Genomic DNA, 24,287 nt, shown 5'->3' with positions numbered 1-24,287 from the left:
GAGTACGGCCTACTTGAAGAAGGCGATTCCGTCGTCCGGGAGGTCGCCGAGGCCACGGGCCATCTCCGCGACCTGCTCCGGCGTGACGACCTTCTTCAGGTGCGCCGACATGTAGGGGCGGAGCTCGACCTCGGGGGTCGCCTTCTCGCCGACCCACATCAGGTCGCTCTTGACGTAGCCGTAGAGCCGCTTGCCACCGGTGTACGGGCCGGAGGCCGCGGTGCGGGCGACGGCGTCGGTGACCAGGTCGATCTGCGGCTTCTGGTGGGCGAGCTCGCCGTACCAGATCTCGACGATGCCCTGGTCGCGGACCATGACGACCTCGACCTTGCGGTCCTTGTCGATGCGCCAGTAGCCCGACTCGGACTCCAGCGGCTTCACCTTGTTGCCCTCGCCGTCCAGGATCCAGGAGTGCGAGACGTACTCCAGGAAGTCACGGCCGTCGTGGGAGAAGGTCACGGACTGCCCGAAGTTCGCCTTCTCGGCACCGGGGAAGTCGGTGACGCCGGCGCCCTCCCACGTACCGAGGAGGAAGACCAGGGGGACCAGGTCGGGGTGGAGGTCGGACGGAATCTCGATCATGAGGCTGCGATCTCTTCGTTGCGGTCGGGGTTAGCGCTGACCCTGGTACAGCTTCTTCACGGTCAGCCCGGCGAAGGCGAGGACGCCGACGCAGACCAGGACAAGGAGGGTGGAGAAAACAGCCTCAAGCACGGGGGGCTCCTCGCATGAGCGGGTGTAGGGGCGGTCAGGGCCGGCCCCCAGCCTAATGGGTGGGGGGGCCGGCCCTCTCTGTGAGGTACGCCGCCGGTGGCGCGCCCGTGCGATCGGGGGGATCAGCCCAGGAGCTGCTCCTGGAGGACGGCCGTCTGGTGGAAGGGGACCGCGGCGGCCGTGCCCTTTTTCGACTGGACGACCAGGGCGACGATGTCACCGGCCGCGATGTAGGCGTGCCGGACCTGGACGGGCCCGGTCGGCGCGGACTCCACGTACACGTCGTGCCGCACGTGCGGGATGCCGTTGCCGGAGATGTAGCCGTCGTCGAGCGCGGACTCGCCCTCGATGTCCTTCAGGACTCTGGGGGCGCTGCCCGCGTTGGAGAAGTACAGCGTGGTGAACGCGTTCTGGTACCCCGAGGTGTGGAAGCGCACCAGGTAGATACGGGTGGCGGTGCCGTCCGGCATGGTCCAGCCGCGGGCCGCGATCTGACGCAGCCCGCCCTGGGCCAGGTCCTGGCGCATGTTCGGTACGCGGTTGTCACCGGCGAATTCCTGGAGGAACCGGTCGGTGGTGATCCGGCTCTTGTCGCCCTTGAGCGTCGGGTCGGGCGTCGATCCCGCCGGGGCGGGCAGCAGGAGCTGCTCCAGGTCGGCGTAGTGGATCATCCCGGGATTCTCGGCGGCGTACGGCAGCGCGCCCCCGGCGGGCAGGGCGGGCTTCACGAGCTTGGGGTAGGCCCAGCGCCCGTCGCTCTTGGTGGAGAGCCCGGGCACGTCGGTGCGCTCCGGCACGGTGATCCCGTACGCGATGCCGGTGCCGAGCACGCCGAAGACGGCGACGGCGGCGGTCCAGCGGAGGGCGGCACGCAGGACGCGGCGGTCCTTGGGCGCGGCGGGCGGGGTCTCGGACAGCGGAGCCGGGGGCTCGGCGGGCTGCGGCGGAGCCACGGCGGTCGCAGGCTCCGGGGGCTGCTGCGGGGCCTCGGCCGTGTTCTGGTCGGTCAGGTCGCTCACACGGACTCCCCGGGGGACTTGATGAGGTCGAGCTGCTTGCGCAGCAGCCCGGCCGCGGCGCCGGTGTCCAGCGGGGCGGCCGCGTAGGTGTACGTGCTGACCATGACGTCGCCCTCGTACCCGTTGCAGAACATCGCGTCGAGCTTGAGCTTGTCGTCCTTGGGCAGCAGGAAGCACACCGCGTTGGCGTGGCCGTCGATCTTCGGGCCCGCGCGGAGGGCCTTGAGGGCATGCGCGAACTCGCCCTGGAAGGCGTTCAGGTCCTTGATCGCCGCGGTGTTCTGCATCTGCGAGAGCCGCATCTCGGTGACGAAGTGGCTGTCGGTGTAGCTCCGCAGGGCGACGCCCTGGACCTTCAGCGTGTCGACGGCCTTGTCGTTCTTCTCCCGCTCACCGGCCGGCAGACCGCGGCCGCCCTCCTTCAGCATGGCGACGGCCTGCGCGGCCCCGAGGACCGAGTCGTTGCCGAACTCGCCTATGTCCGGGCCGAGTTGATAGCCGGACGGCAGCGGAAGCAGCCTGCCGCCGAGCCCGGCGCGGGGCGCGGCCCCGGCCTTGGGCGCGGCCGTCGCGGCGCCGCTCGGCTCCGCCCGGACGACGGTCGGGGCGGTACGGGGCGCGTCCTCCAGCGTCCCCACGGCCCAGACGCCGCCCCCGGCCACCACGAGGAGCGCGACGGCGCCGGACACGAGGGGGAGGAGAGGGCGGGGGCGGGTGGAAGCGGGAGCCTCGGCCGCGTTGGACGCAACGGGCTCAGGCTGCTCATCGTGGACGTCGTTCGTCGTCACAGTCGCTCCAACTGCTGCTTGGCCAGGGTCTGGAGGGCCGGCTCCGAGACGGGGCCCGAGTTGTTCTCGTACTGGATAACCATGAAGACGCCGTTGCGCCAGGCCATGGCGCGGCCCTCGTAGAGCGGCTCGTAGCCGGCCTTGGTGTGCGGCTTGTCGAAGACGTAGGTGTGTCCGTTGTCGCTGCCCGGGATCGGCTTGCCGTAGTTGCCGGCGTAGCCCTCCTCCGGCATGTACTCCTGCTGGTGCCGGGCGTAGTCCCTGGACACGACCGCGGTGTCGTCGCGGAACTGGGTCAGCATGACGGTGACGTACACCTTGCCGTCCAGGGACCAGGACGTCGTCGCGCTGCGCCTGAATCCGTCGCGCAGGAACTGCCGGAACGCCTCGTCGGGGGGCTCGTAGTCCGCCGAGGCGAGCAGCAGGTCCTGCCAGGCGGGCTGCTCCTCGGACTTCGCGGCGTCCGGCTTCGCGACGAGGAGGCGGCGCAGGTCGCCGTCGGACTTCTCGTCCCAGCGGTTGGCCGAGACGGTGCGGGCCGTCGTGTTCTTGTCCGCGGGCGCGGTCTTCGACTCCGCGAGGTCCTGTTGCGCGAGCGGGCCCAGCGGGGTGGGCGGGCGCTGGTACTGGACGGCGTACCCGGTGACGGTCCCCGCGAGGACCCCGAGCGCGGCCGCGCCCGCGACGATCAGCGCGGTACGGCCCCGGGGGCGGCGAGGCCGTACGGGTCCGGCCGCACCAAGTGGCTCTTCGGTGGTACTCGCACCGGGTGGCTCTTCGGTTGAACTCATGTGTCCCCCCACAGGACTTGCACAGGACTTGACGGTCCATAACAGGCTCGACGGGCCTTGGCGGGCATTTCGCCGCCGATGCGGCAGCCCTCGAAGCGCAGATTCCCTTCTCTGCGGCACACAGCAGACCCACCACCGCGGGGGGAGGTTGTGGCGCCGCGGATTACAGTTCGGCATATGCCGAACAACAAGCTCGTGATCAAGGTGACCGCCGGCGCCGAGGCGCCCGAGCGGTGTTCGCAGGCCTTCACCGTCGCGGCGGTGGCGGCGGCCAGCGGGGTGGAGGTCTCGCTCTGGCTGACGGGCGAATCGTCCTGGTTCGCCCTGCCGGGCCGGGCCGCGGAGTTCTCACTCCCCCATGCCGCGCCGCTGCCCGACCTGATCGAGTCGATCCAGGGCGCGGGCGGGCGGATCACGCTGTGCACGCAGTGCGCGACGCGCCGGGACATCACGGAGAAGGACGTCCTGGAAGGCGTGCGGATTGCGGGTGCGCAGGTCTTCGTGCAGGAGATCATGGGGGACGGCGTGCAGGCGCTCGTGTACTAGCTCCCGCATCGAGGGCGTCCGAAGGGCGTCCGAAGGGTCACTGGCGGGGCTTCTTGCCGTCCAGCTCGTCCCACCACTCATCCGACTTCGGGTCGCCGGAGGGGTCGTCCCACCAGCGGTCGTCGGGGCCGCGCCGGTTGGCGACCATCGCGGCGATCGGCGGGATGACCATGGCGACGACGCACATGCCCACCGCCACCGGGACCGACCACAGGCGCACGAAACCCCAGGCGGACACGAAGAGCAGGATGCAGCCGCCCATCATCCAGAAATAGCCGCGCCGGCGCCGGGCCAACATGAATCCAGCGTACGACCGCGGAGCCGGACCCGAAACGCCACGGGCCGACCGCGCCCCTGGACGTACAGGCGAACGGCACGGAGGGCCGCACCCCATTCCAAGGCGTCCAACCCCCAGGGTGCGGCCCTCCGGCCGGTACTGCGGTGTGCCGTCGGTCAGACGGCGATGGCGACCTCGGCGAGGCCACCGGTCTGGGCGACGACCGTACGGTCCGCGCTGCCGCCCGGCACCAGGGCGCGCACGGTCCACGTGCCCTCGGCCGCGTAGAAGCGGAACTGTCCGGTGGCCGAGGTCGGGACCTCGGCCGTGAACTCGCCGGTCGAGTCGAGCAGGCGCACGTAACCGGTGACGGGCTCGCCGTCGCGGGTCACCTGGCCCTGGATGGTGGTCTCACCGGGCTTGATCGTCGAGGCATCGGGCCCGCCGGCCTTCGCTCCACACATGTGGGTCTCCTGAGGGGTTTACGGAAGGGAGGTTCCGGGGGGTTACTTGTTGGCGCCGAGCTCGATCGGCACACCGACGAGGGAGCCGTACTCGGTCCACGAGCCGTCGTAGTTCTTGACGTTGGTCTGGCCGAGCAGCTCGTGCAGCACGAACCAGGTCAGGGCGGAGCGCTCGCCGATGCGGCAGTAGGCGATGGTGTCCTTGGCGAGGTCGACCTGCTCGGCCTCGTAGAGGGCCTTGAGCTCGTCGTCCGACTTGAAGGTGCCGTCGTCGTTGGCGTTCTTCGACCACGGGATGTTGCGGGCGGACGGGACGTGGCCCGGGCGCTGCGACTGCTCCTGCGGGAGGTGGGCCGGGGCGAGCAGCTTGCCGGAGAACTCGTCGGGCGAGCGCACGTCGACGAGGTTCTTGGTGCCGATCGCGTTCACGACGTCGTCACGGAAGGCGCGGATCGAGGCGTCCTGCGGCTTGGCCTTGTACTGCGTGGCCGGGCGGCTGGGGATCTGGTCGCCGTCCACGAGGTCGCGGGAGTCGAGCTCCCACTTCTTGCGGCCGCCGTCGAGGAGCTTGACGTCCTGGTGGCCGTAGAGCTTGAAGTACCAGAAGGCGTACGAGGCGAACCAGTTGTTGTTGCCGCCGTAGAGGACGACGGTGGTGTCGTTGGCGATCCCCTTGGCGGAGAGGAGGGCCTCGAACCCTTCCTGGTCGATGAAGTCGCGGCGGACCGGGTCCTGGAGGTCCTTGGTCCAGTCGATCCGGATCGCGTTCTTGATGTGGTTCTTCTCGTACGCCGAGGTGTCCTCGTCGACCTCGACGATGGCGACCTTCGGGTCCTCGATGTGGGCCTCGACCCAGTCGGCGTCTACCAGGACGTCGCTGCGGCTCATGTTGTTTCTCCTCCGGGGCAGTCTGCGGGGGGCGGTGCAGGTGTGCGGGTACGCGTCCGGGGCGCGCGACGGGCGGCACGGGGTGGCCCTGATCCGGGCGACTCGATTGCGGTCGCTCTCGGCCAAAGGGCCCGGGGAATGCGGGAGTTGAGCGTCCCGCTCAGAAGGGGCGACAGAGCATGGCGGCGACGCGGCACAGGTCTACTGCCCGCCGCTTCGTGAGGTCCGCCTGTCGCTTCATGCGTCCGATCGTAGGGAGGCAAACCGGGGCGTGTCACCGGTGTGTCGCATACTGAGACACGATCATCCGCATACTGATACGGAATGGGGTGCGGGGTGGCCCCGCTCCCCTTCGGGGTGGTGGCCCCCGGGGCGGTTTCTGCCCTGCGGACGGGGGTGTCTCACGATGCGAGCGGGCGGGCGGGCTGAGGGTTGCGCGGGGCTGCGCCCCGGCCCCCTGGGAGTTTGCCCACCCACCCGCGCAGCGTGTCGGATGGCCTGAGCCCTGGGGCTACGCCCCAGCCCCCCCCTGCGGGGACTCCGTCCCCGTGCCGCGGACGGTGCGCGGTTGCTCGCGCAGTTCCCCGCACCCCTAGCGGGGTCGGTGCTGGCCCGCATCGGAGCATTTCAGCCCGTCCGGCGTTTGAGGACGAGCGCCCTTCAGGCGCGAACGGGGTCTGGGGCGGAGCCCCGGGAAAACCGGCTTCACTTCTCCCCAACCCCCGGAGGGTTTCGGGAAGGGGTGGGGTGGGGCCTTCCGGGGTCTGGGGCGGAGCCCCAGGGCTCGACCTCACCAACCCCTTGCACGGGTGGGCCGGGGTCAGCCCGCCAGGCGGACGTTCGTGCCCTCGCCCGAGAAGCGGAGGCCCGACTCCGTCGCCGTCACCTTGTTCAGCTTGATGCTCGACGGCATTCCGTCAATCTTCAGGTCGTAGTCGACCGCCTTGCGCAGCCGCTGGTCGAACCCCGGCACCGGCAGCTTCGGCAGCGACTCCGCCCGAAGCTGCACCGACCCCGCCCCGTTCAGGCTCACCGTGCTGTACGCCGACACCGTCCGCCCCTGGAGCAGCGCCTTGATGGAGGCGGGCAGTACAACACCCTGCCCCTCCAGGAGGTCCGTGAGCGGGCCGGTCACCTTGACCTGGCCCTTCGCCGCCCGCTCGGCCCCCGCGTACCCGACCGTCGCCCCCTTGGGCGCGGCCTTCGACAGATCGGCGTACGAGATCTGCGCCGCCCCGTCGGCCCTCCCCGCCACCGCCGACGAGAACGAGCTGTCGGTCTTCACCGCGTACAGCTCGGCCGTGACCTCGGTGACGTTGACCGAGTGGCCCCCCGCCGTTGCGGTGACCCCGGACAGCGAGACGTCGACCTCGTCGAGCTCCTTGCCGAGCACCTGGGTCAGGAAGGGGAAACCCTTGATGTCGACGTCAGGGGTCGAGCTGAGCCGCTGACTGCTCTTGATCTTGTCGGCCGTCTTGGACTCGGCGATGTTCACCGCGATGCGGTCCACCGCGACGAAGATGCCGCCCAGAACGATCGCGATGATCAAAAGTATTCGCAGTGCGCGCATTGCCTACGTCCCCACCGGTCGGCCACCAGCCGGCCATCGACCCTTTGATCAGAAACTCCGGTTGATCGATCCTCCTGTTCGTGATCAATCCTCCGGAACGACGATCGCGAGCCTAGCCGCGGTTCCCTACGCCACGGCCCGCCCGATGAGATACAGCACAGGAACGGCCGCGGTGAGCGGCAGGGCCACGCCCGCCGTCATGTGGACGAACCGGGACGGGTAGTCGTACGAGGCGACCCGCAGGCCGATCAGCGCGCAGCCCCCGGCCGCGAGGCCGAGCAGCGCGCCGCCCCCGCCGATGCCGGTCAGACCGCCCACCGCGATCCCCACGCCCGCCGCCGCGAGCAGCGCGACCACCCCGGAGGCGGCCGACGGCAGCGGCAGCGCCCGCGCGAGGGCCGCGACGGCCACGGCGGCCGCACCCACGGACACCGCGTGCGGCGGCGCCGCGAGGTACCCGCCGGCCAGGATCGCGAGCGCCGCCGAGGCGACCGTCGCCATCAGGCCGTACATCCGCTCGTCGGGGTCGGCGTGCGAGCGCAGCTGGAGTACGAGCGTGAGCAGCACCCACACCCCGAGCGTGCCCAGGATCGCGGCGGGCGCGTGCTCACGGCCGAGCGCGAGCAGGGCGACGTCGGCCGCGAGGCCGCCCGCGAAGGCGAGCGCGATGCCCTGCCGGGCCGGCCACATCCCGTTCAGCCGGAACCAGCCCGCCGCCGTCACCGCCTGGAGCGCGACGAGCGGTACGGCCAGCGCGTACGGGCCCACGGGCGCCGCCACCGCGAGGAGCAGGCCCAGTACGGCGGTGAGCGCTGCGGGCTGCATCCCGGGCGCGATGATCGGCGAACGCCCCTCCGCGCGGGCCCGCTGGGCATCGGTGATCCGCGCGTTGCCGACGGTCGTCGGCGAGTTGTACGCCGGGCCCCCACCGGAAGCGGAAGCCGACGCCGAAGCGTGAGCGGGACCCGGTACAGGGACGGAAACGTGGGTGGGGGCCGCGGCCGGTTCGTACACCGGCGCCGCGGCCGGCCCGGACGTCATCGGCACTTCCGGCGGCAGCGGCACGGACGTCGTCCCCGCACCGTTGTGCGCCGCGTTCTGCGGCGGCAGGTACGCCGTGTCCGCCGCGTAAGGCGTCCCCGGCGCGCTCTCCTGCCAGGGCTGCCCGGGCGCGACCTGCGCGTGGCGCCCCCGGTGCGGCGCGGGCTCCGCCGGGGGCTGCGCGGTCCCGGGCGGGATCGTGGGCTGGTACTGGGTGTCCCAGGTCTGCCCCTCCCAGGTCTGCGTGTACTTCTGCTGGTCCTGGTACGGCTCGTACGGGAACGGCGGCTGCGGCTGCACGGGCTGCCCGTACTGGTCGTACTGGGGCTGCTGCTGATACGGGTACTGCTCGCTCATGACGTGTGGGTCACCCTCCTGCGAACGGCGGGAGCACCTCGACCGTGCCGCCCTCGGCAAGGCGTACGGTCTCATGGTTCCGCTTCCCGACGGGGTCACCGTCGACCAGGAAGGAACACCGCTGAAGTACGCGCGTGAGCTCTCCGGGGTGCCGTTCGCGCACCGCGTCGAGGGCTTCGGCCAGCGTCCCGGCGGCGTACGGCTCCTCGCCGACACCGGCGGCGGACTTGGCCGCGGCCCAGAAGCGGATGGTTCCCGCTGCCATGGTGAGGCTCCTTTCGTCGCCCTCCATGATGGGCTACGCGGCGGGCCGCGCGGCGGTCAGCCAGCCCGCGATCCGCCCGAGCAGTTCCTCGCCGGCCGCGTTCTCGGCGTGCCCCATGCCGGGCTCCAGCCACAACTGCGCAGGTCCGGCGGCCGCCAGCATGCGCGGGTGGTCCACCGGGAAGTACGGGTCGCGGTCGCCGTGCACCACGAGCAGCGGGGTCGGCGCGATCAGCGGGACCGCCTCGACGGGCGAGAGCGGCACCGGGTCCCAGTCCTCGGAGTGGATGCGCGTCGCGAAGCCGAAGCGGCCCACCAGGCGCCCGGCGGGCCGGGTGATGAGCCAGTGCACCCGGCGCATCGGAGCCGTGCCCCGGTAGTACCAGCGGGCGGGTGCGCTGACCGCCGCCACTGCTTCCGTGCGCCCCCGCGCGCTCCCCCGGTACGTCGCCGCGTGCCGCAGCACCACGGAGCCGCCCATAGAGAAGCCGACCGTCACCACCCGTTCGTACCCGAGTGATCTCGCCCACTCGACGGCCGCCGCGAGATCGAGCACCTCGCGGTCGCCGACGGTCGAGCGGCCGCCGGACTTCCCGTGGCCGCGGAACGAAAAAGTGATCACGGCCGCGTACTGCGCGAACACGCCCGCTGCCCTTCGTACGGCGGGCCGGTCGGCCGATCCGGTGAACCCGTGCGCGACCACGATCGCGGTGTCGCAGGCGCCCTTCACCCACGGTTCGTAAACCGCCTCGATACGGACACCGTCGGACGTACACAGGGTTGCGCGCCGAGGTCCAGGAGTGATCGAGGAAACAGCTGAAGTGTGAAATCGGCCCTCTGCCCCGGCATTCATGTGGGCTATTCTCCTTGGCAGAGGATCCGGGCACCGAAGCCCCCGGGTCCTTTTGTGTTTCCCGGTCGTTGTTACGGACGGGTGAACAAACGCTCACACAAAGGGTCTGCGGGTAGGCCCTTGAGCAGCACCACAGTACGAAGCAGTGCCGCAACGCCCCCGAGCTCTTGACGAGCAGGGGGGATCCCCTCCGCAGGGACCGAGGAGGAACCGACGTTATGGGCGAGCGAACCGTGCACGATACGAAGCCGACCACCGGGGCAGGTGAGGTGCGATGAGCTCCTTGCTGCTCCTGACCAATGCACTTCAGCCGTCGACGGAGGTGCTCCCCGCTCTCGGCCTGCTTCTGCACAGTGTGCGGGTGGCCCCCGCCGAGGGCCCGGCCCTCGTCGACACCCCTGGTGCCGACGTCATCCTGATCGACGGCCGCCGCGACCTGCCGCACGTGCGGTCGCTGTGCCAGCTCCTGCGCTCCACGGGCCCCGGCTGCCCGCTGATCCTGGTCGTGACCGAGGGCGGTCTGGCCGCCGTCACCGCCGACTGGGGCATCGACGACGTCCTGCTCGACACCGCGGGTCCCGCCGAGGTCGAGGCCCGGCTGCGGCTCGCCACCGGCCGGGCGCAGGCCACCTCGGACGACTCCCCCACGGAGATCCGCAACGGCGACCTCACGGTGGACGAGGCGACGTACAGCGCGAAGCTGAAGGGGCGGGTCCTCGACCTCACCTTCAAGGAGTTCGAACTGCTCAAGTACCTCGCCCAGCACCCGGGCCGGGTGTTCACCCGCGCCCAGCTGCTCCAGGAGGTCTGGGGCTACGACTACTTCGGAGGCACCCGCACGGTCGACGTCCACGTACGGCGGCTGCGGGCCAAGCTCGGCCCCGAGCACGAGTCGCTGATCGGAACCGTCCGCAACGTCGGCTACCGCTTCGTGACGCCCGAGAAGCCCGAGCGCTCCGCCGAGGACGCCAAGGCGAAGGCGGTCGTCGACGCGGCCACCGCCGAGACGAAGGAAGCGGCGGCCCGCTCCCAGAGGCGGTAGATCGCGTTCCCCGGCGGGGTAACCCGAACGGCAGATCACGCATGGGGTACGACCTGCGATATGCCCTGCCCAGAGGCGGGTCACCCCGCGTAGACTGCCGCGCGTGGCCAAGGTGACGCGGGACGACGTGGCACGACTTGCGGGTACTTCGACCGCCGTCGTCAGTTACGTCATCAACAACGGACCCCGGCCGGTCGCCCCGGCCACGCGCGAGCGTGTCCTCGCCGCGATCAAGGAGCTGGGGTACCGGCCGGACCGGGTCGCCCAGGCAATGGCGTCGCGGCGCACCGACCTCATAGGAATGATCGTCCCGGACGCGCGCCAGCCGTTCTTCGCGGAGATGGCGCACGCCGTCGAACAGGCCGCCTCCGAGCGCGGAAAAATGGTCCTGGTCGGCAACTCCGACTACATCGACGACCGCGAGGTGCACTACCTGCGGGCCTTCCTCGGCATGCGGGTCGCCGGGCTCATCCTGGTCAGCCAGGGCCCGAGCGAGCGGGCCGCGGCCGAGATCGACGCCTGGGACGCCCGCGTGGTGCTCCTTCACGAGCGGCCCGAGGCGATCGACGACGTCGCGGTCGTCACCGACGACATCGGCGGCGCCCAGCTCGCCACCCGCCACCTGCTCGAACACGGTCATGAGTACGTCGCCTGCCTCGGCGGGATCGAGTCGACCCCGGCCGTCGGCGACCCGGTGGCCGACCACGTCGAGGGCTGGCGCCGGGCCATGCTGGAGTCCGGCCGCTCCCTCGAAGGCCGCCTCTTCCAGGCCCCGTACAACCGGTACGACGCCTACAAGGTGGCCCTGGAGATCCTCGCCGGGCCCCAGCGGCCGCCGGCCATCTTCTGCGCGACCGACGACCAGGCGATCGGCGTGCTGCGGGCCGCCCGCGAGCTGCGCATCGACGTGCCGGGCGAGCTCGCCGTGGCGGGCTTCGACGACGTCAAGGAGGCGGCCCTCACCGATCCGCCGCTGACCACGATCGCCTCCGACCGGCCCGCGATGGCGCGGGCCGCCGTCGATCTGGTCCTGGACGACGGGCTGCGGGTGGCGGGCTCGCGCCGGGAGCGCCTGAAGCAGTTCCCCTCGCGGCTCGTCGTACGCCGCTCCTGCGGCTGCGGATAGCCGCGCAACTGCCGGGCGCCGAGGCGCCTTTATTTCGGGCAAACACGGTTCTGCCGGGCTTCTTACGCGGTCCTCAGACTGCTCTCATGAATGCTCGCGATGGTCATAGACATGACCGAGAGCCCCCGCCACAGCGGCGAGTACCCCGAGCAGCAGCCGAATCACTCTGATGAGTCCTGGCAGCGAGCCAAGGACGACGCGCGGCGAGAGGCCGAGGCCTACGCGGCCGCCTACCCCCCGCCGCCCCCGTACCAGCCGGCCACCCCGGTGACCACCGGCCCCGGCACCACGGTGTGGCCGGGCAGCGCGGCCGCCCACCCCGAGGCCGGGTTCCACGGCGGCGGGGGCGACGACGGCGGCGCGCACCTCGCCGGCGGCGAGGCGGGCGCCCCCCGGCCCCGGCGGGCCAAGCGTCCGGTCGGGCTCCTCGCGGCCGTGGCCATCATCGCGGCGGCCATAGGCGGCGGCACCGCGAGCCTCGTCGAGCACTACGTCGGCAACGACAGCTCCACCGTCAGCTCCGGGGTCAGCGGCACCAACGCCTCCAACAACACCAACGGCACGGTCTCGGGCGTCGCCAAGGCCGTCATGCCGAGCATCGTCGAGATCAACGCGACGTCCGGCTCGGGCGAGTCGACCGGCGCGGGCGTGATCATCACGGCCGACGGCCAGATCATCACCAACAACCACGTCATCGCGGGCTCGACCTCGATCAAGGTGAAGCTCAGCAACGGCAAGACGTACACCGCGAAGGTCGTCGGCACCGACCCCGACAAGGACCTCGCGCTGATCAAGCTGAATGAGGCGAGCGGCCTCAAGCCCGCCGTCCTCGGCGACTCCAGCAAGATCGCGGTCGGCGACCAGGTCGTCGCCATCGGCTCCCCCGAGGGCCTCACCGGCACCGTCACCTCCGGCATCGTCTCCGCCCTCGACCGCGACGTCACCGTCGCCAAGGAGCAGGGCAACCAGGGCCAAGGGCAGGGTCAGGGGCGCGGGAACGGCGGCTGGCCGTTCGAGTTCGGCGGGCAGCAGTTCAACGGCGACACCGGCTCCTCGAAGACCACGTACAAGGCGCTCCAGACCGACGCCTCGCTCAACCCGGGCAACTCCGGCGGCGCGCTCATCGACATGAACGGCAACATCATCGGCATCAACTCCGCGATGTACTCACCGAGTTCGAGCGCCGCGAGCGGTTCGTCGGCCGGCAGTGTCGGGCTCGGCTTCGCCATCCCGATCAACACCGTCAAGTCCGACCTCGCGAGCCTGCGCGGCGGTGGCAGCGGCGGCGCCGACACCGGCGGCGGCAACAGCCAGGGCGGCAGCAACTCCGGCGGCTTCGGCGGCAGCTACTGATCCGCGCCGGGGCAGTCAGGGCCTGTCCGGCGGATCTCGTCCGGGACGCGCGGCCCCGGCACGCCCATCCGCCGGACAGACCCTAGCCGCCCCGCGCAGCACCGTCCGCATGCGAGGCTGATGTTCACCGAGCCGCACGACGCAGAAGAAGGAACCCGCTCATGAGCCCCGCCGAGGACGACCCGCAGCGCATCCTGATCGTCGACGACGAGCCCGCCGTCCGCGAAGCGCTGCAGCGCAGTCTCGCCTTCGAGGGATACGGCACAGAGGTCGCCGTCGACGGCCTCGACGCCCTCGCGAAGGCGGAGGCGTACCGGCCCGAGCTGATCGTCCTGGACATCCAGATGCCGAGGATGGACGGGCTCACCGCGGCCCGCCGCCTTCGCGCGGCCGGCTCCACCACGCCCATCCTGATGCTGACCGCGCGCGACACGGTCGGCGACCGCGTCACCGGGCTCGACGCGGGCGCCGACGACTACCTGGTCAAGCCCTTCGAGCTCGACGAACTCTTCGCCCGCATCCGGGCGTTGCTGCGCCGCAGCTCGTACGCGGCCGACGCGGGCGCGGCCGACCAGGACGCCGGGAACGTCCTCACCTTCGCGGACCTGAGGATGGACCTTTCCACCCGCGAGGTCACCCGAGGCACCCGGGTCGTGGAGCTGACCCGCACCGAGTTCACCCTCCTGGAGATGTTCCTGGCCCACCCCCGGCAGGTGCTGACCCGCGAGCAGATCCTCAAGGCGGTCTGGGGCTTCGACTTCGAGCCGTCGTCCAACTCCCTCGACGTGTACGTCATGTACCTGCGCCGCAAGACGGAGGCGGGCGGCGAGCCGCGCCTCGTGCACACGGTGCGGGGCGTGGGGTACGCGCTCCGGCCTGGCGGCGCGGAGTGAACCGTCTGCTCGGCCGCTACCGCGCGATGCCGCTGCGGTCCCGCCTGGCGATGCTGGTGGCCACGGCGGTGGCGGTGGCGGTGGCGGCGCTGGCGGTGGCGTGCTGGTTCCTCACGCGAGGAGTGCTGACCAGCCAGCTGGACAACCGGCTGAGCGCCGAAAGCCTGAGCAGTGCCAGCAACGACTACGCCATCAGCCTGATCCAGAACTGCAGCGCTCCGAACCCCCGGCCCATCCCGCTCCCCGGCAACACCCCTCTCACCCAGGTCGTGTACTCCGACGGTTCGGTGTGCGCCAATCCCAAGTCCGCCCAACTGCCCGTACAGCACTCGGACGTTCAGGTGGCCGATGGCCTCCGAAGCAAGGCCATGCACACCACGACCGACAGCTCCGGCGTGGAGCGCCGGGTGTTCACCCAGTCCGCCGACATCCGGGCCGGTCTCGCGCGGGAACGCGTCGCCATCTCCATCGCCGTGCCGATGGCAGAGGTGACCAAACCGCTCAACCAGCTGGCCCTCATCCTTCTCGGCCTCGCCGGGATCGGCGTAGTGGGCGCGGGAGCCGCCGGCCTCTGGGTCGCGCGGACCGGCCTGAAGCCCGTGGACAAGCTGACCGGCGCGGTCGAACACGTCGCCCGCACCGAGGACCTGACCGTACGCATCCCGGTCGAGGGCGAGGACGAGATCGCCCGCCTCTCCCTCTCCTTCAACGCGATGACCGCCGCTCTCGCCTCCTCCCGGGACCGGCAGGCGCAGCTCATCGCGGACGCCGGGCACGAGCTGCGTACGCCACTCACCTCGCTGCGTACGAACATCGAGCTGCTCGCCCGGAGCGATGAGACCGGGCGGGCCATTCCGCCCGCCGACCGCAAGGCTCTGATGGCGTCGGTGACGGCGCAGATGTCCGAACTTGCCTCCCTCATCGGGGACCTGCAGGAGCTGTCGCGTCCGGACGCGGTCCGGGAGGGCCCGCTGGAGGTGGTCGGCCTGCACGACATCACGCGGGTCGCCCTCGACCGGGCGCGGCTGCGCGGGCCGGAGCTGACGATCACGGCGCAGCTGGCGCCCTGGTACGTGCGGGCCGAGCCGGCGGCGTTGCAGCGGGCGGTGGTGAACGTACTGGACAACGCGGTGAAGTTCAGTCCGCCGCGGGGGACGGTCACGGTGGCCCTCGACCGGGGCGTCCTGACGGTCCGCGACCAGGGCCCCGGCATTCCCGCCGAGGACCTCCCGCACGTCTTCGAACGCTTCTGGCGCTCCCCTTCCGCGCGGGCGCTGCCCGGCTCGGGTCTCGGCCTGTCCATCGTGGCCCGTACGGTGCAACACGCCGGCGGCGAGGTGACCCTGACCGCCCCTCCGTCGGGCGGCACCCTGGCAACCATCACCCTGCCGGGCGCCCCGACCCCACCCCCGGAGACCCCATAGCACCCTGAGGCTCCGCCCCAGACCCCGGAAGGCCCCACCCCACCCCTTCCCGAAACCCTCCGGGGGTTGGGGAGAAGTGAAGCCGGTTTTCCTGGGGCTCCGCCCCAGACCCCGTTCGCGCCTTAAGGGCGCTCGTCCTCAAACGCCGGACGGGCTGAAGATGCCGATGCCGGTCAGGATCGACGCTGCTAGGGACAACCCCGCTAGGGGCGCGGGGAACTGCGCGACCAGCCACGCACGGCCCGCAGGCTGACGGCTGTCGTGGGTTCGGGGCGCAGCCCCGGGGGCCCTCGCCGCATCCTGCGAAGGGGCGCGGGGAACTGCGCGACAAGCCCCCACCGGGCCCGCGGACGAAGCCCCCGGCACGGAGCGCCGGAAAGACACGAGGGGCGGTGGGCCCGCAAAGCCCCGCCGCCCCTCAACCGCCCGCGGGCAAGCGCTACTTGACGACCGTGATCCGACCCCGCACCGGCGGAGCCATCGGCGCGGACGCCGAGGAGTTCGCCGCCAGGTACGCGTCGAAGACGTCGAGGTCGGACGCCCCGACCAGCTTGTTCTTGCCCACCAGCGCCGGGAACCCGTCACCCCCGCCCGCCAGGAACTCGTTCATCGCGACCCGGTACGTCTTCGCGGGGTCGATCGCGGCCCCGTTCAGCTTCACCGTGTCCACGAGCACCCGCGCCGCCCCCGACTTCGTCATGTCCAGCGTGTACGTCAGGCCCTTCGACACCTGGAGGATCTTCGGGTCGGCCGCGTTCGGCCCGCTGACCTGCTGCTGGAGCGCGGTGATCAGCTGCGCCCCGGTCAGGTCGACCACGTTCATCATGTTGGTGAACGGCTGGACCGTGAACGCCTCGCCGTAGGTCACCACGCCGTCGCCCTCACTGCCGGACGCCTTGTACACCAGGTCCGAGCGGATGCCGCCCGGGTTCATCAGGGCTATCTGCGCGCCGCCCTTGTCGGGGGCGGAGAGACCTGCCAATTGCGCGTCCGCGATCAGGTCGCCCAGGGGCTTCTCCGGATCCTCCGAGCCGCGGCCGTTGATGTCCGCCGAGATGTACCCCTGCGGACGGCTCGCGATCGGGGCCGCCAACTTGCCCCAGCGGGCGATCAGTTGGGACATGTCCGCGGCCTTCGGCTGGTTGCGGCTGACGATGTGGTTCGCCGACTTCGGCGACTGCTGCGGCTTCACCGCCGTACGGATGATGTCATTCGTACGCCGGTCGTACGTCAGCGTCGTGTCCGTGTACAGCTTGCCGAACGACGCCGCCGAGGTGACCATGCGCGGGTTGCCCGCCGGGTCCGGGATGGTGCAGACGTACGCCTGGTGGGTGTGGCCGGTGATCAGCGCGTCGACCTTGGGCGTGATGCCCTTGGCTATGTCGACGATGGGGCCCGAGATCCCGCTGCCGGGGCCCTGGCTGTCGCAGCTGTCGTTGTACGCGTTGCTGGACGGCATGCCGCCCTCGTGGATCAGCGCGACGATGGACTTGACGCCCTGCCGGTCCAGTTCCTTGGCGTACTTGTTGATCGTCTCGATCTCGTCGGCGAACTTGAGGCCCTTGACTCCGGCCGCGGTGACGACGTTCGGGGTGCCTTCGAGCGTCACGCCGATGAAGCCGATCTTGACGCCGTTCTTCTGCCAGACCGTGTACGGCTTGAGGATCGGCTTGCCGGTCTTCTCGCTGGTCACATTGGCCGCGAGGTAGGGGAAGTCCGCGCCGCGGAACTTCTTGCCCTTCTCGTAGCAGCCCTCGGTGGGGTGGCAGCCGCCGTTCTGCATGCGGGCGAGCTCGGTGGCACCCTCGTCGAACTCGTGGTTGCCGACGGCCGTGACGTCCAGCTTGAGCTTGTTGAGCGCCTCGATGGTCGGCTCGTCGTGGAAGAGCCCGGAGAGCAGCGGGCTCGCGCCGATCATGTCGCCGCCGGCCGCGGTGATCGAGTACGGGTGGCCCTGGCGCGCGGTGCGCAGCGAGGTGGCGAGGTACTCCATGCCGCCAGCCGGCACGGACTTGGTGGTCCCGTCCGACTGACGCTCCGTCACCGCGCCCGCGGAGCCGGCCGGGGGCTCCAGGTTGCCGTGCAGGTCGTTGAAGGAGAGCAGCTGTACGTCGACGGTGCGGTCCGGCTTCGGGTGGCGCCCGTGGTCGTGCGCGTCGGCGGGCATCGCGGCGACGAGCGCCCCGACGGTGGCAAGTCCGGCGGCCCCCGCCCACATTCGTGTGGCGGCACGCTTCATGTGGGGTTTCGCTGGCATGTGTTCTGTTGGTCCCCTGTGAGTTTCCGGTGAAGTCCCGGCGCAGCCTAAGGTCAACGCGCGTAGCGCAACAGGGGGTGGCGGGTTACGAGCTGGTTGCCGTTGATCACGTACGGGCCGAAGACCGATTGACTGCGCGCCGGAGACCGATCCCGTGCGGGCGGATTCGCATACGGCGCGTGGACGACCCGCCTCCCTCACCCGGCCCCGTCCGCGAGGCCCTCCGCCGTACCCTCGTAGACATGACAGACGCAGCCGTCCCCACCCCGTCCTCCCGCGAGATCCAGACGCTCGACGAGCTCGGTCACTCGCAGGCGCAGGCCGTCCTCGACCTCATCGCCGACGCCGCCCGCAGCGACGGGCAGCAGGCCGTCTCCGAGCAGGGGCGGCTCCAGCTGCGCGGGGGCCGGCGCGAGGGCGTGCGGCATTTTCTGCTGACCGTGGGCGATGTGCTCACCGGGTACGCCCAGCTGGAGGACACCGACCCGGTCGAGGCGCCCGCCGCCGAGCTCGTCGTGCACCCCGCGCACCGCGGCCACGGGCACGGCCGGGCGCTGGGCAGCGCGCTGCTCGGCGCGACCGGCAAGCGGCTGCGGGTGTGGGCGCACGGCGGCCACTCGGCGGCCCGCCACCTCGCCCAGGTCCTCGGCCTGACCCTGTTCCGCGAACTGCGCCAGCTGCGGCGCCCGTTGAGCCCGCTCGACATCGCCGAGCCGGTCTGGCCCGAGGGCGTCACCGTGCGCACCTTCACGCCCGGCGAGGACGACGCGGCCTGGCTCGCGGTGAACGCGGCGGCCTTCGCGCACCACCCCGAGCAGGGCTCGCTCACCCAGCGCGACCTCGACGACCGCAAGGCCGAGCCCTGGTTCGACCCCAAGGGCTTCTTCCTCGCGGAGCGCGCCGGCGAGATCGTCGGGTTCCACTGGACGAAGGTGCACGCCGAGGAGCGGCTCGGCGAGGTGTACGTCGTCGGGATCCGGCCGGACGCCCAGGGCGGCGGCCTCGGCAAGGCGCTCACCGCGACGGGTCTGCGCCACCTGGCGGCCGAGGGCCTGCCCACCGCGATGCTGTACGTCGACGCCGACAACACCGCGGCGGTCACGGTCTACGAGCGCCTCGGCTTCACCACCCACGAGGTGGACCTGATGTACCGCGCGGAGTCCTGACCTCCCGCCCCCCTTGCCCGGACGGGCCGGCCGCCGCATTCTGGTGGCCGCGCCCCGCGGACCGGCCCCCTGGGCGACGCCCGGGGGCCGGGGTTCGGTGGCCCGCACGTCATGTCCTCGTAACCAGCCATTCAGACACGCTTGCGACGCTCGCGTAATGAAGCCGCCGGCGCCCGCCACCCGGAACGGAACAGTTCCCCCCACGAGATCCCCCCGGGCACTCACTCCCGCCCTCTCCGACGCGCTGGACACCCCCGACGCGCGGAACAATGGGGACATGAGCCAGCAGCCCAGCGCCGAGGTCCCGCTCCAGCCCGCCCAGCCGTCCGTCGGCTCCATAGCCGCGCACCGGCCGCACACGCTCGCGGCCGCCGTCTCCGATCTTGAGCCGGACATCGATGCCGACCTGGACGGCTACGAGGACGACAGCGAGGGCGACGAGCTCCCCTCGGGCCGCTTCCTGGACCGCGAACGCAGCTGGCTCGCGTTCAACGAGCGCGTCCTGGAGCTCGCCGAGGACCCGGCGACCCCGCTCCTCGAACGGGCGAACTTCCTGGCGATCTTCGCCTCGAACCTGGACGAGTTCTTCATGGTCCGGGTCGCCGGACTCAAGCGCCGCATCGCCACCGGCGTCGCCACCCGCTCCGCCTCCGGCCTCCAGCCGCGCGAGGTCCTCGACCTGATCTGGACCCGCTCGCGCGAGCTCATGGCCCGGCACGCCGCCTGCTACCAGCAGGACGTCGCCCCGGCCCTGGCCGACGAGGGCATCCACCTGATCCGATGGCCGGAGCTCACGGAGAAGGAGCAGGCCCGCCTCTTCACCCTGTTCCGCCAGCAGATCTTCCCGGTCCTCACCCCGCTGGCCGTCGACCCCGCGCACCCCTTCCCGTACATCTCGGGGCTCTCGCTCAACCTCGCCGTGGTGGTGCGCAACCCGGTCTCGGGCCACCGCCACTTCGCGCGCGTGAAGGTGCCGCCGCTGCTCTCGCGCTTCCTGGAGGCCTCGCCGCAGCGCTACGTGCCCCTTGAGGACGTCATCGCGGCGCACCTGGAGGAGCTGTTCCCCGGCATGGAGGTGCTCGCGCACCACATGTTCCGGGTGACGCGCAACGAGGACCTCGAAGTCGAGGAGGACGACGCCGAGAACCTGCTCCAGGCCTTGGAGAAGGAGCTCATGCGGCGCCGCTTCGGCCCGCCGGTGCGCCTGGAGGTCGAGGAGTCCATCGATCCGTACGTACTCGACCTGCTGGTACGGGAGTTGAAGATCTCGGACGCCGAGGTCTACCCGCTGCCGGGCCCGCTCGACCTGACCGGCCTGTTCGGGATCTCCGCGCTCGACCGGCCGGAGCTGAAGTTCCCCAAGTTCGTCGCGGGCACCCACCGCGACCTCGCCGAGGTCGAATCCGCCTCCGCGCCCGACATCTTCGCGGCGCTGCGCGAACGCGACGTACTCCTGCACCACCCGTACGACTCGTTCTCCACCTCGGTGCAGGCCTTCCTGGAACAGGCCGCCTCCGACCCGGACGTGCTGGCCATCAAGCAGACGCTGTACCGGACTTCGGGCGACTCGCCGATCGTGGACGCTTTGATAGACGCGGCCGAGTCGGGCAAGCAGGTCCTCGTCCTGGTCGAGATCAAGGCGCGCTTCGACGAGCAGGCCAACATCAAGTGGGCGCGCAAGCTGGAGGAGTCCGGCTGCCACGTGGTGTACGGGCTCGTCGGCCTCAAGACGCACTGCAAGCTCTCCCTCGTGGTGCGCCAGGAGGGCGAGACGCTGCGCCGCTACAGCCACGTCGGGACCGGCAACTACCACCCGAAGACGGCCCGCCTGTACGAGGACCTGGGGCTGCTCACCGCCGACCCGCAGGTCGGCGCGGACCTCTCGGACCTCTTCAACCGGCTGTCCGGATATTCGCGCCGCGAGACCTACCGGCGTCTGCTCGTCGCCCCCAAGTCCCTTCGGGACGGCCTGATTTCGCGGATCAACAAGGAGATCGCCCACCAGCACGCCGGGCGCCCCGCCTACGTCCGCATCAAGGTCAACTCGATGGTCGACGAGGCCGTGATCGACGCCTGCTACCGGGCCTCCCAGGCCGGCGTGCCCGTCGACATCTGGGTGCGCGGCATCTGCGCGATACGGCCGGGCGTGGCCGGGCTCTCGGAGAACATCCGGGTCCGCTCGATCCTCGGCCGCTTCCTTGAGCACTCGCGGGTCTTCGCCTTCGGGAACGGCGGCGAGCCCGAAGTCTGGTTCGGCAGCGCCGACATGATGCACCGCAACCTCGACCGACGTATCGAGGCACTGGTCCGGGTCGCCGACCCGGCCCACCGCGCGGCCCTGAGCCGGCTCCTGGAGACCGGGATGTCGGACACCACGTCGTCCTGGCACCTGGGCGCCGACGGGAACTGGAACCGGCACGCGACCGATGCCGAGGGACAGCCGCTGCGGAACGTACAGGAGATGCTGATAGACGCCCGGAGGCGCCGGCGTGCAACGCCCTGAGAACATCGCCGGACAGGAGCTGGCGGGCGAGGTCCTTGCCCCCTATCTCCACGCGCAGGCGGGGGAATTCCTGCGCAGCCTCCGCCTCCACCGCGAGGCGGGGCCCGACAACCACTCCAGCGAGGAGGCGGCCCGCGCCCTGCGCGCGGCGGCCCGCCGCATCAGCGGCACCCTGCACACCTTCCGCCCGCTGCTCGACCCGGAGTGGGCCGACCGGCTGCGGGCCGAACTGGCCTGGCTGTCGGGCACGTTGGCGGGCGAGCACTCCTGCTCGGCCCGGCTCACCCGGCTCCTGGACGCGCTGCACCGGCTGTCCGGTCCCGGGGTTCCGGCGCCGCGCGGCGACGCGGGCACCCTCACGGTGGGCGCCGCCCGGGCCGGCGCGCTCCTGGAGCGGCAGCTGACCCTGGCCCGCACGCGGGCCCACTCGGCGGCGCTCCAGGCGCTCGGCTCGTCCCGCTTCCACGCGGTGGCGGACGCGGTCGCGCTGCTGGCCAGTGAGGTGCCGCTGGCGTCGGCGGCCGCCGCCCACGCCTGCGAGGTGCTCACGCCCGCGGCCCTGGAGGCCGAGGGACGGCTCGACCGGGCGGTGGCCGCGCTGCCGCTCGCCCGGGCCGCCCATCCGTACAACGCGGAGGCCCTGGTCCAGGAGAGCGAGTCCCAGGACAGCCCGTGGCACCAGGTGCGCCTGCTGCTCCGGCTGCACCGGTACGCCCAGGAAGTGCTGCACCACGGGCTCGGCGAGCAGGATTCCCCCGAGCGCCTGATTGCCGCGGGGCGGGCCCTCGACCGGCACCGGGACGCGGCCGAGGCCGCGTCGGCCGCGTCGGCCGCGGCCCGCACGCCCCGGATCGCGCCGGCCACGGCGTACGCGCTCGGCGTGCTCCATGCCGACCAGCGGCACGACGTGGAGGCGGCCCGCTTCGCCTTCCAGCGGGTCTGGCAGCCGGTGGCGGTGACAGCGGCACCGCCGGCGGCCACGGCCGCGCCATGAGCACCGCCCCCGACGGGACCGTCCTCGCCGCGGGGTGCGTGCTGTGGCGCCGCTCCCCGTGGGGGGACGACGGGACAGAGGTCTGCCTCGTCCACCGCCCGAAGTACGACGACTGGTCGCACCCCAAGGGCAAGCTGAAGCGGGGCGAAGCGGCTCTCGCGGGTGCGCTGCGCGAGGTACTGGAGGAGACCGGGTACCGGTGCACGCCCGGTGCCGCGCTGCCCACCGTGCAGTACACGGACCACCTGGGCCGGCCCAAGCGGGTCGAGTACTGGGCCGCCGAGGCGGGCGAGGGCCGGTTCACCGCGAACTCCGAGGTCGACCGGCTGCTCTGGCTGCCCCCTGCGGCCGCCCACCACCGCCTCACCCAGCCCCGCGACCGCCAGCTGCTCCTGGCGCTGCTCGACGCGCTGCACTCCGCCTGATGCTGCGGCCCGAACCCGGGATTCCGCCCGAAGCGCGCCTGAAGGGAGGCGCGCCCGGGGCGCAGAACCGGTTCCGTATGCCTGCTGAACACGAACCGGTAACGGTCGGCACCGCACTGCCTGCCACGGTTCACCTTCCGTTAACTCTCCCCCGCCGACCACTTCACCTGTTCTGCCTAATTTCGGCGTTACACGGTGCACGGCACCCCGCCCTCACCGCCCAACCACGCACGCCGCCGTACAACGGACGGAAACCGGCGGCTCCCGGAAGGAACACCCGAAAGTGAAGCTTCAGCGCAAGAACCGGCTCCGCGCCACCGCCCTCGGCGTCATCGCCGTGTCCAGCGCCCTGGCCCTCACGGCGTGCGGCAGCGACAACAACAGCGGCGGGACCACGGGCGGGACCGGCGGCACGACCTCCGGGGCCCCCTCCAACGTGAAGTGCGACGGTGCCAAGGGCCAGGTCCTGGCCTCCGGCTCCTCGGCGCAGAAGAACGCCATGGACCTCTGGGTCAAGAACTACATGGCGGCCTGCAAGGACGCGCAGATCAACTACAAGTCCTCCTCCTCGGGCGAGGGCATCGTCGCCTTCACCCAGGGCACGGTCGCCTTCGCGGGCTCCGACTCGCCGCTCAAGCCCGAGCAGGTCGCGGACTCCAAGAAGGTCTGCACCGGCGGCCAGGGCATCAACCTGCCGATGGTCGGCGGCCCGATCGCGATCGGCTTCCACGTCGAGGGCGTCGACAGCCTCGTCCTGGACGCCCCGTCCCTCGCCAAGATCTTCAGCGGCAAGATCACCAAGTGGAACGACGAGGCCATCGCCAAGCTGAACCCGGGCGCCAAGCTCCCGGACCTGGCGATCCAGGCCTTCCACCGCTCCGAGGACTCCGGCACCACCGAGAACCTCACCAAGTACCTCAGCGCCACGGCGAAGGCCGACTGGACGTACGCGCCCGCCAAGAAGTGGGCCGCCCCCGGCGGCCAGGCCGCCTCCGGCTCCGCCGGCGTCGCCGCCCAGGTCAAGCAGACCAACGGCGCCATCGGCTACTTCGAGCTCTCCTACGCCTCGTCCCAGTCGATCAAGACCGTGGACATCAACACCGGCGCCTCCGCCCCGGTCAAGGCCAGCTCCGCGAACGCCTCCACCGCCATCGCCGCCGCGAAGATCGCCGGCACCGGCAAGGACCTGTCGCTGAAGCTGGACTACGCGACCAAGGCCGACAACGCCTACCCGATCGTCCTCGTGACCTACGAGGTCGCCTGCGACAAGGGCAACAAGGCCGCCACCCTCCCCGCGGTCAAGTCCTTCCTCTCCTACGCCGCGAGCGCCGACGGGCAGAAGCTGCTCACCGACGCCAGCTACGCGCCGATCCCGTCCGAGATCAACGCCAAGGTCGTCGAGACCATCAACTCGCTCCAGTAGAACGACAGTTGAGCCGCCGGGCCGAAGACCCGGCGGCTCGCGTGGGGCGGGACCCCTATCCGGTCCCCGCCGCACACCATCCGGTGCACCGCCGCCAGGGGACCCGTCC

Annotated in this window: 24 protein-coding genes; 11 read left to right on the top strand and 13 right to left on the bottom strand. The window is 71.3% G+C overall.

The features are described from left to right. Positions 1 to 9 precede the first annotated feature (9 nt). From IE206_RS23095 to IE206_RS23080, 4 genes are all read right to left on the bottom strand, one after another. Positions 10 to 582: a heme-binding beta-barrel domain-containing protein gene (locus IE206_RS23095; RefSeq protein WP_189965032.1), complete on the bottom strand. Its 573-nt coding sequence runs from the start codon at positions 580 to 582 to the stop codon at positions 10 to 12. Between the two features lie 254 nt (positions 583 to 836). After that, positions 837 to 1,733, bottom strand: coding sequence for a hypothetical protein (locus tag IE206_RS23090; protein WP_226598967.1), 897 nt, complete (start codon positions 1,731 to 1,733; stop codon positions 837 to 839). Next, positions 1,730 to 2,521 carry a hypothetical protein gene (locus tag IE206_RS23085; protein WP_189965030.1) on the bottom strand — a complete coding sequence of 264 codons (792 nt, stop codon included), beginning with the start codon at positions 2,519 to 2,521 and terminating at the stop codon, positions 1,730 to 1,732. Before IE206_RS23085 ends, IE206_RS23090 begins: the two co-directional genes overlap by 4 nt. Next, entirely contained in the window at positions 2,518 to 3,312 is a 795-nt protein-coding gene (locus tag IE206_RS23080) for a hypothetical protein (protein ID WP_189965028.1), read from the bottom strand. The genes IE206_RS23085 and IE206_RS23080 overlap by 4 nt, the downstream gene beginning before the upstream one ends. Before the next feature lie 177 nt (positions 3,313 to 3,489). Here IE206_RS23080 and IE206_RS23075 point away from each other — a divergent pair, with 177 nt between their 5' ends. Continuing rightward, positions 3,490 to 3,858 carry a DsrE family protein gene (locus IE206_RS23075; RefSeq protein WP_053729005.1) on the top strand — a complete coding sequence of 123 codons (369 nt, stop codon included), beginning with the start codon at positions 3,490 to 3,492 and terminating at the stop codon, positions 3,856 to 3,858. 37 nt (positions 3,859 to 3,895) lie between these two features. On the opposite strand, the gene IE206_RS23070 is transcribed toward IE206_RS23075, so the two are convergent. From IE206_RS23070 to IE206_RS23040, 8 genes are all read right to left on the bottom strand, one after another. Next, on the bottom strand, positions 3,896 to 4,156 hold the full coding sequence (locus IE206_RS23070; RefSeq protein ID WP_189965026.1) for a DUF3099 domain-containing protein: 261 nt from the start codon (positions 4,154 to 4,156) through the stop codon (positions 3,896 to 3,898). A gap of 155 nt (positions 4,157 to 4,311) precedes the next feature. Further along, positions 4,312 to 4,599, bottom strand: a complete 288-nt coding sequence (locus tag IE206_RS23065; protein ID WP_030362227.1) for a DUF1416 domain-containing protein — start codon at positions 4,597 to 4,599, stop codon at positions 4,312 to 4,314. A gap of 42 nt (positions 4,600 to 4,641) precedes the next feature. Next, entirely contained in the window at positions 4,642 to 5,487 is an 846-nt protein-coding gene (locus tag IE206_RS23060; RefSeq protein ID WP_189965024.1) for a sulfurtransferase, read from the bottom strand. A gap of 160 nt (positions 5,488 to 5,647) precedes the next feature. Next, positions 5,648 to 5,728: an Ms5788A family Cys-rich leader peptide gene (locus IE206_RS43600; protein ID WP_350751515.1), complete on the bottom strand. Its 81-nt coding sequence runs from the start codon at positions 5,726 to 5,728 to the stop codon at positions 5,648 to 5,650. A gap of 579 nt (positions 5,729 to 6,307) precedes the next feature. Continuing rightward, positions 6,308 to 7,057, bottom strand: a complete 750-nt coding sequence (locus tag IE206_RS23055) for an LmeA family phospholipid-binding protein (protein ID WP_189965022.1) — start codon at positions 7,055 to 7,057, stop codon at positions 6,308 to 6,310. Between the two features lie 126 nt (positions 7,058 to 7,183). Then, positions 7,184 to 8,455, bottom strand: a complete 1,272-nt coding sequence (locus tag IE206_RS23050) for a hypothetical protein (protein ID WP_189965019.1) — start codon at positions 8,453 to 8,455, stop codon at positions 7,184 to 7,186. Between the two features lie 10 nt (positions 8,456 to 8,465). Next, a complete protein-coding gene (locus tag IE206_RS23045) occupies positions 8,466 to 8,747 on the bottom strand; it encodes a MoaD/ThiS family protein (protein WP_399492097.1) in 282 nt (93 codons plus the stop codon). A 6-nt stretch (positions 8,748 to 8,753) separates the two neighbouring features. After that, positions 8,754 to 9,572, bottom strand: a complete 819-nt coding sequence (locus tag IE206_RS23040) for an alpha/beta hydrolase (RefSeq protein WP_189965017.1) — start codon at positions 9,570 to 9,572, stop codon at positions 8,754 to 8,756. A 274-nt stretch (positions 9,573 to 9,846) separates the two neighbouring features. On the opposite strand from IE206_RS23040, the gene IE206_RS23035 reads away from it, so the two are divergent. The 5 genes from IE206_RS23035 (at position 9,847) to IE206_RS23015 (ending at position 15,410) form a co-directional block, all read left to right on the top strand. Next, positions 9,847 to 10,614, top strand: coding sequence for a response regulator transcription factor (locus IE206_RS23035; RefSeq protein WP_189965015.1), 768 nt, complete (start codon positions 9,847 to 9,849; stop codon positions 10,612 to 10,614). A gap of 103 nt (positions 10,615 to 10,717) precedes the next feature. After that, positions 10,718 to 11,740, top strand: a complete 1,023-nt coding sequence (locus IE206_RS23030) for a LacI family DNA-binding transcriptional regulator (RefSeq protein ID WP_053729012.1) — start codon at positions 10,718 to 10,720, stop codon at positions 11,738 to 11,740. 111 nt (positions 11,741 to 11,851) lie between these two features. Then, positions 11,852 to 13,093 carry a S1C family serine protease gene (locus tag IE206_RS23025; RefSeq protein WP_189965013.1) on the top strand — a complete coding sequence of 414 codons (1,242 nt, stop codon included), beginning with the start codon at positions 11,852 to 11,854 and terminating at the stop codon, positions 13,091 to 13,093. A gap of 161 nt (positions 13,094 to 13,254) precedes the next feature. Then, on the top strand, positions 13,255 to 13,986 hold the full coding sequence (locus tag IE206_RS23020; RefSeq protein ID WP_189965012.1) for a response regulator transcription factor: 732 nt from the start codon (positions 13,255 to 13,257) through the stop codon (positions 13,984 to 13,986). A gap of 26 nt (positions 13,987 to 14,012) precedes the next feature. Next, positions 14,013 to 15,410 carry a sensor histidine kinase gene (locus IE206_RS23015; protein ID WP_189965328.1) on the top strand — a complete coding sequence of 466 codons (1,398 nt, stop codon included), beginning with the start codon at positions 14,013 to 14,015 and terminating at the stop codon, positions 15,408 to 15,410. A 439-nt stretch (positions 15,411 to 15,849) separates the two neighbouring features. Here the strand turns inward: IE206_RS23015 and IE206_RS23010 are convergent, their stop codons facing one another. Further along, positions 15,850 to 17,667 (bottom strand): bifunctional metallophosphatase/5'-nucleotidase, encoded by a 1,818-nt coding sequence (locus IE206_RS23010; RefSeq protein ID WP_189965010.1) that lies wholly within the window; start codon positions 17,665 to 17,667, stop codon positions 15,850 to 15,852. A gap of 242 nt (positions 17,668 to 17,909) precedes the next feature. Here IE206_RS23010 and mshD point away from each other — a divergent pair, with 242 nt between their 5' ends. The 5 genes from mshD to pstS all read left to right on the top strand — a co-directional run bounded on the left by mshD (position 17,910) and on the right by pstS (position 24,178). Beyond that, positions 17,910 to 18,833 carry a mycothiol synthase gene (gene mshD / locus IE206_RS23005; protein WP_189965008.1) on the top strand — a complete coding sequence of 308 codons (924 nt, stop codon included), beginning with the start codon at positions 17,910 to 17,912 and terminating at the stop codon, positions 18,831 to 18,833. 277 nt (positions 18,834 to 19,110) lie between these two features. After that, positions 19,111 to 21,336: an RNA degradosome polyphosphate kinase gene (locus tag IE206_RS23000; RefSeq protein WP_189965006.1), complete on the top strand. Its 2,226-nt coding sequence runs from the start codon at positions 19,111 to 19,113 to the stop codon at positions 21,334 to 21,336. Beyond that, a complete protein-coding gene (locus IE206_RS22995; protein ID WP_189965004.1) occupies positions 21,323 to 22,330 on the top strand; it encodes a CHAD domain-containing protein in 1,008 nt (335 codons plus the stop codon). The genes IE206_RS23000 and IE206_RS22995 overlap by 14 nt, the downstream gene beginning before the upstream one ends. After that, a complete protein-coding gene (locus IE206_RS22990) occupies positions 22,327 to 22,755 on the top strand; it encodes an NUDIX hydrolase (protein WP_189965002.1) in 429 nt (142 codons plus the stop codon). Before IE206_RS22995 ends, IE206_RS22990 begins: the two co-directional genes overlap by 4 nt. A gap of 283 nt (positions 22,756 to 23,038) precedes the next feature. After that, entirely contained in the window at positions 23,039 to 24,178 is a 1,140-nt protein-coding gene (gene pstS, locus IE206_RS22985) for a phosphate ABC transporter substrate-binding protein PstS (protein ID WP_189965000.1), read from the top strand. Positions 24,179 to 24,287 lie beyond the last annotated feature (109 nt).

Origin of the sequence: Streptomyces violascens (assembly GCF_014649955.1) — a bacterium.
GTDB classification, from domain to species: domain Bacteria; phylum Actinomycetota; class Actinomycetes; order Streptomycetales; family Streptomycetaceae; genus Streptomyces; species Streptomyces violascens.
Note: the sequence above shows the minus strand (reverse complement) of the source record. Positions and strands in the feature narration are given on the sequence as shown.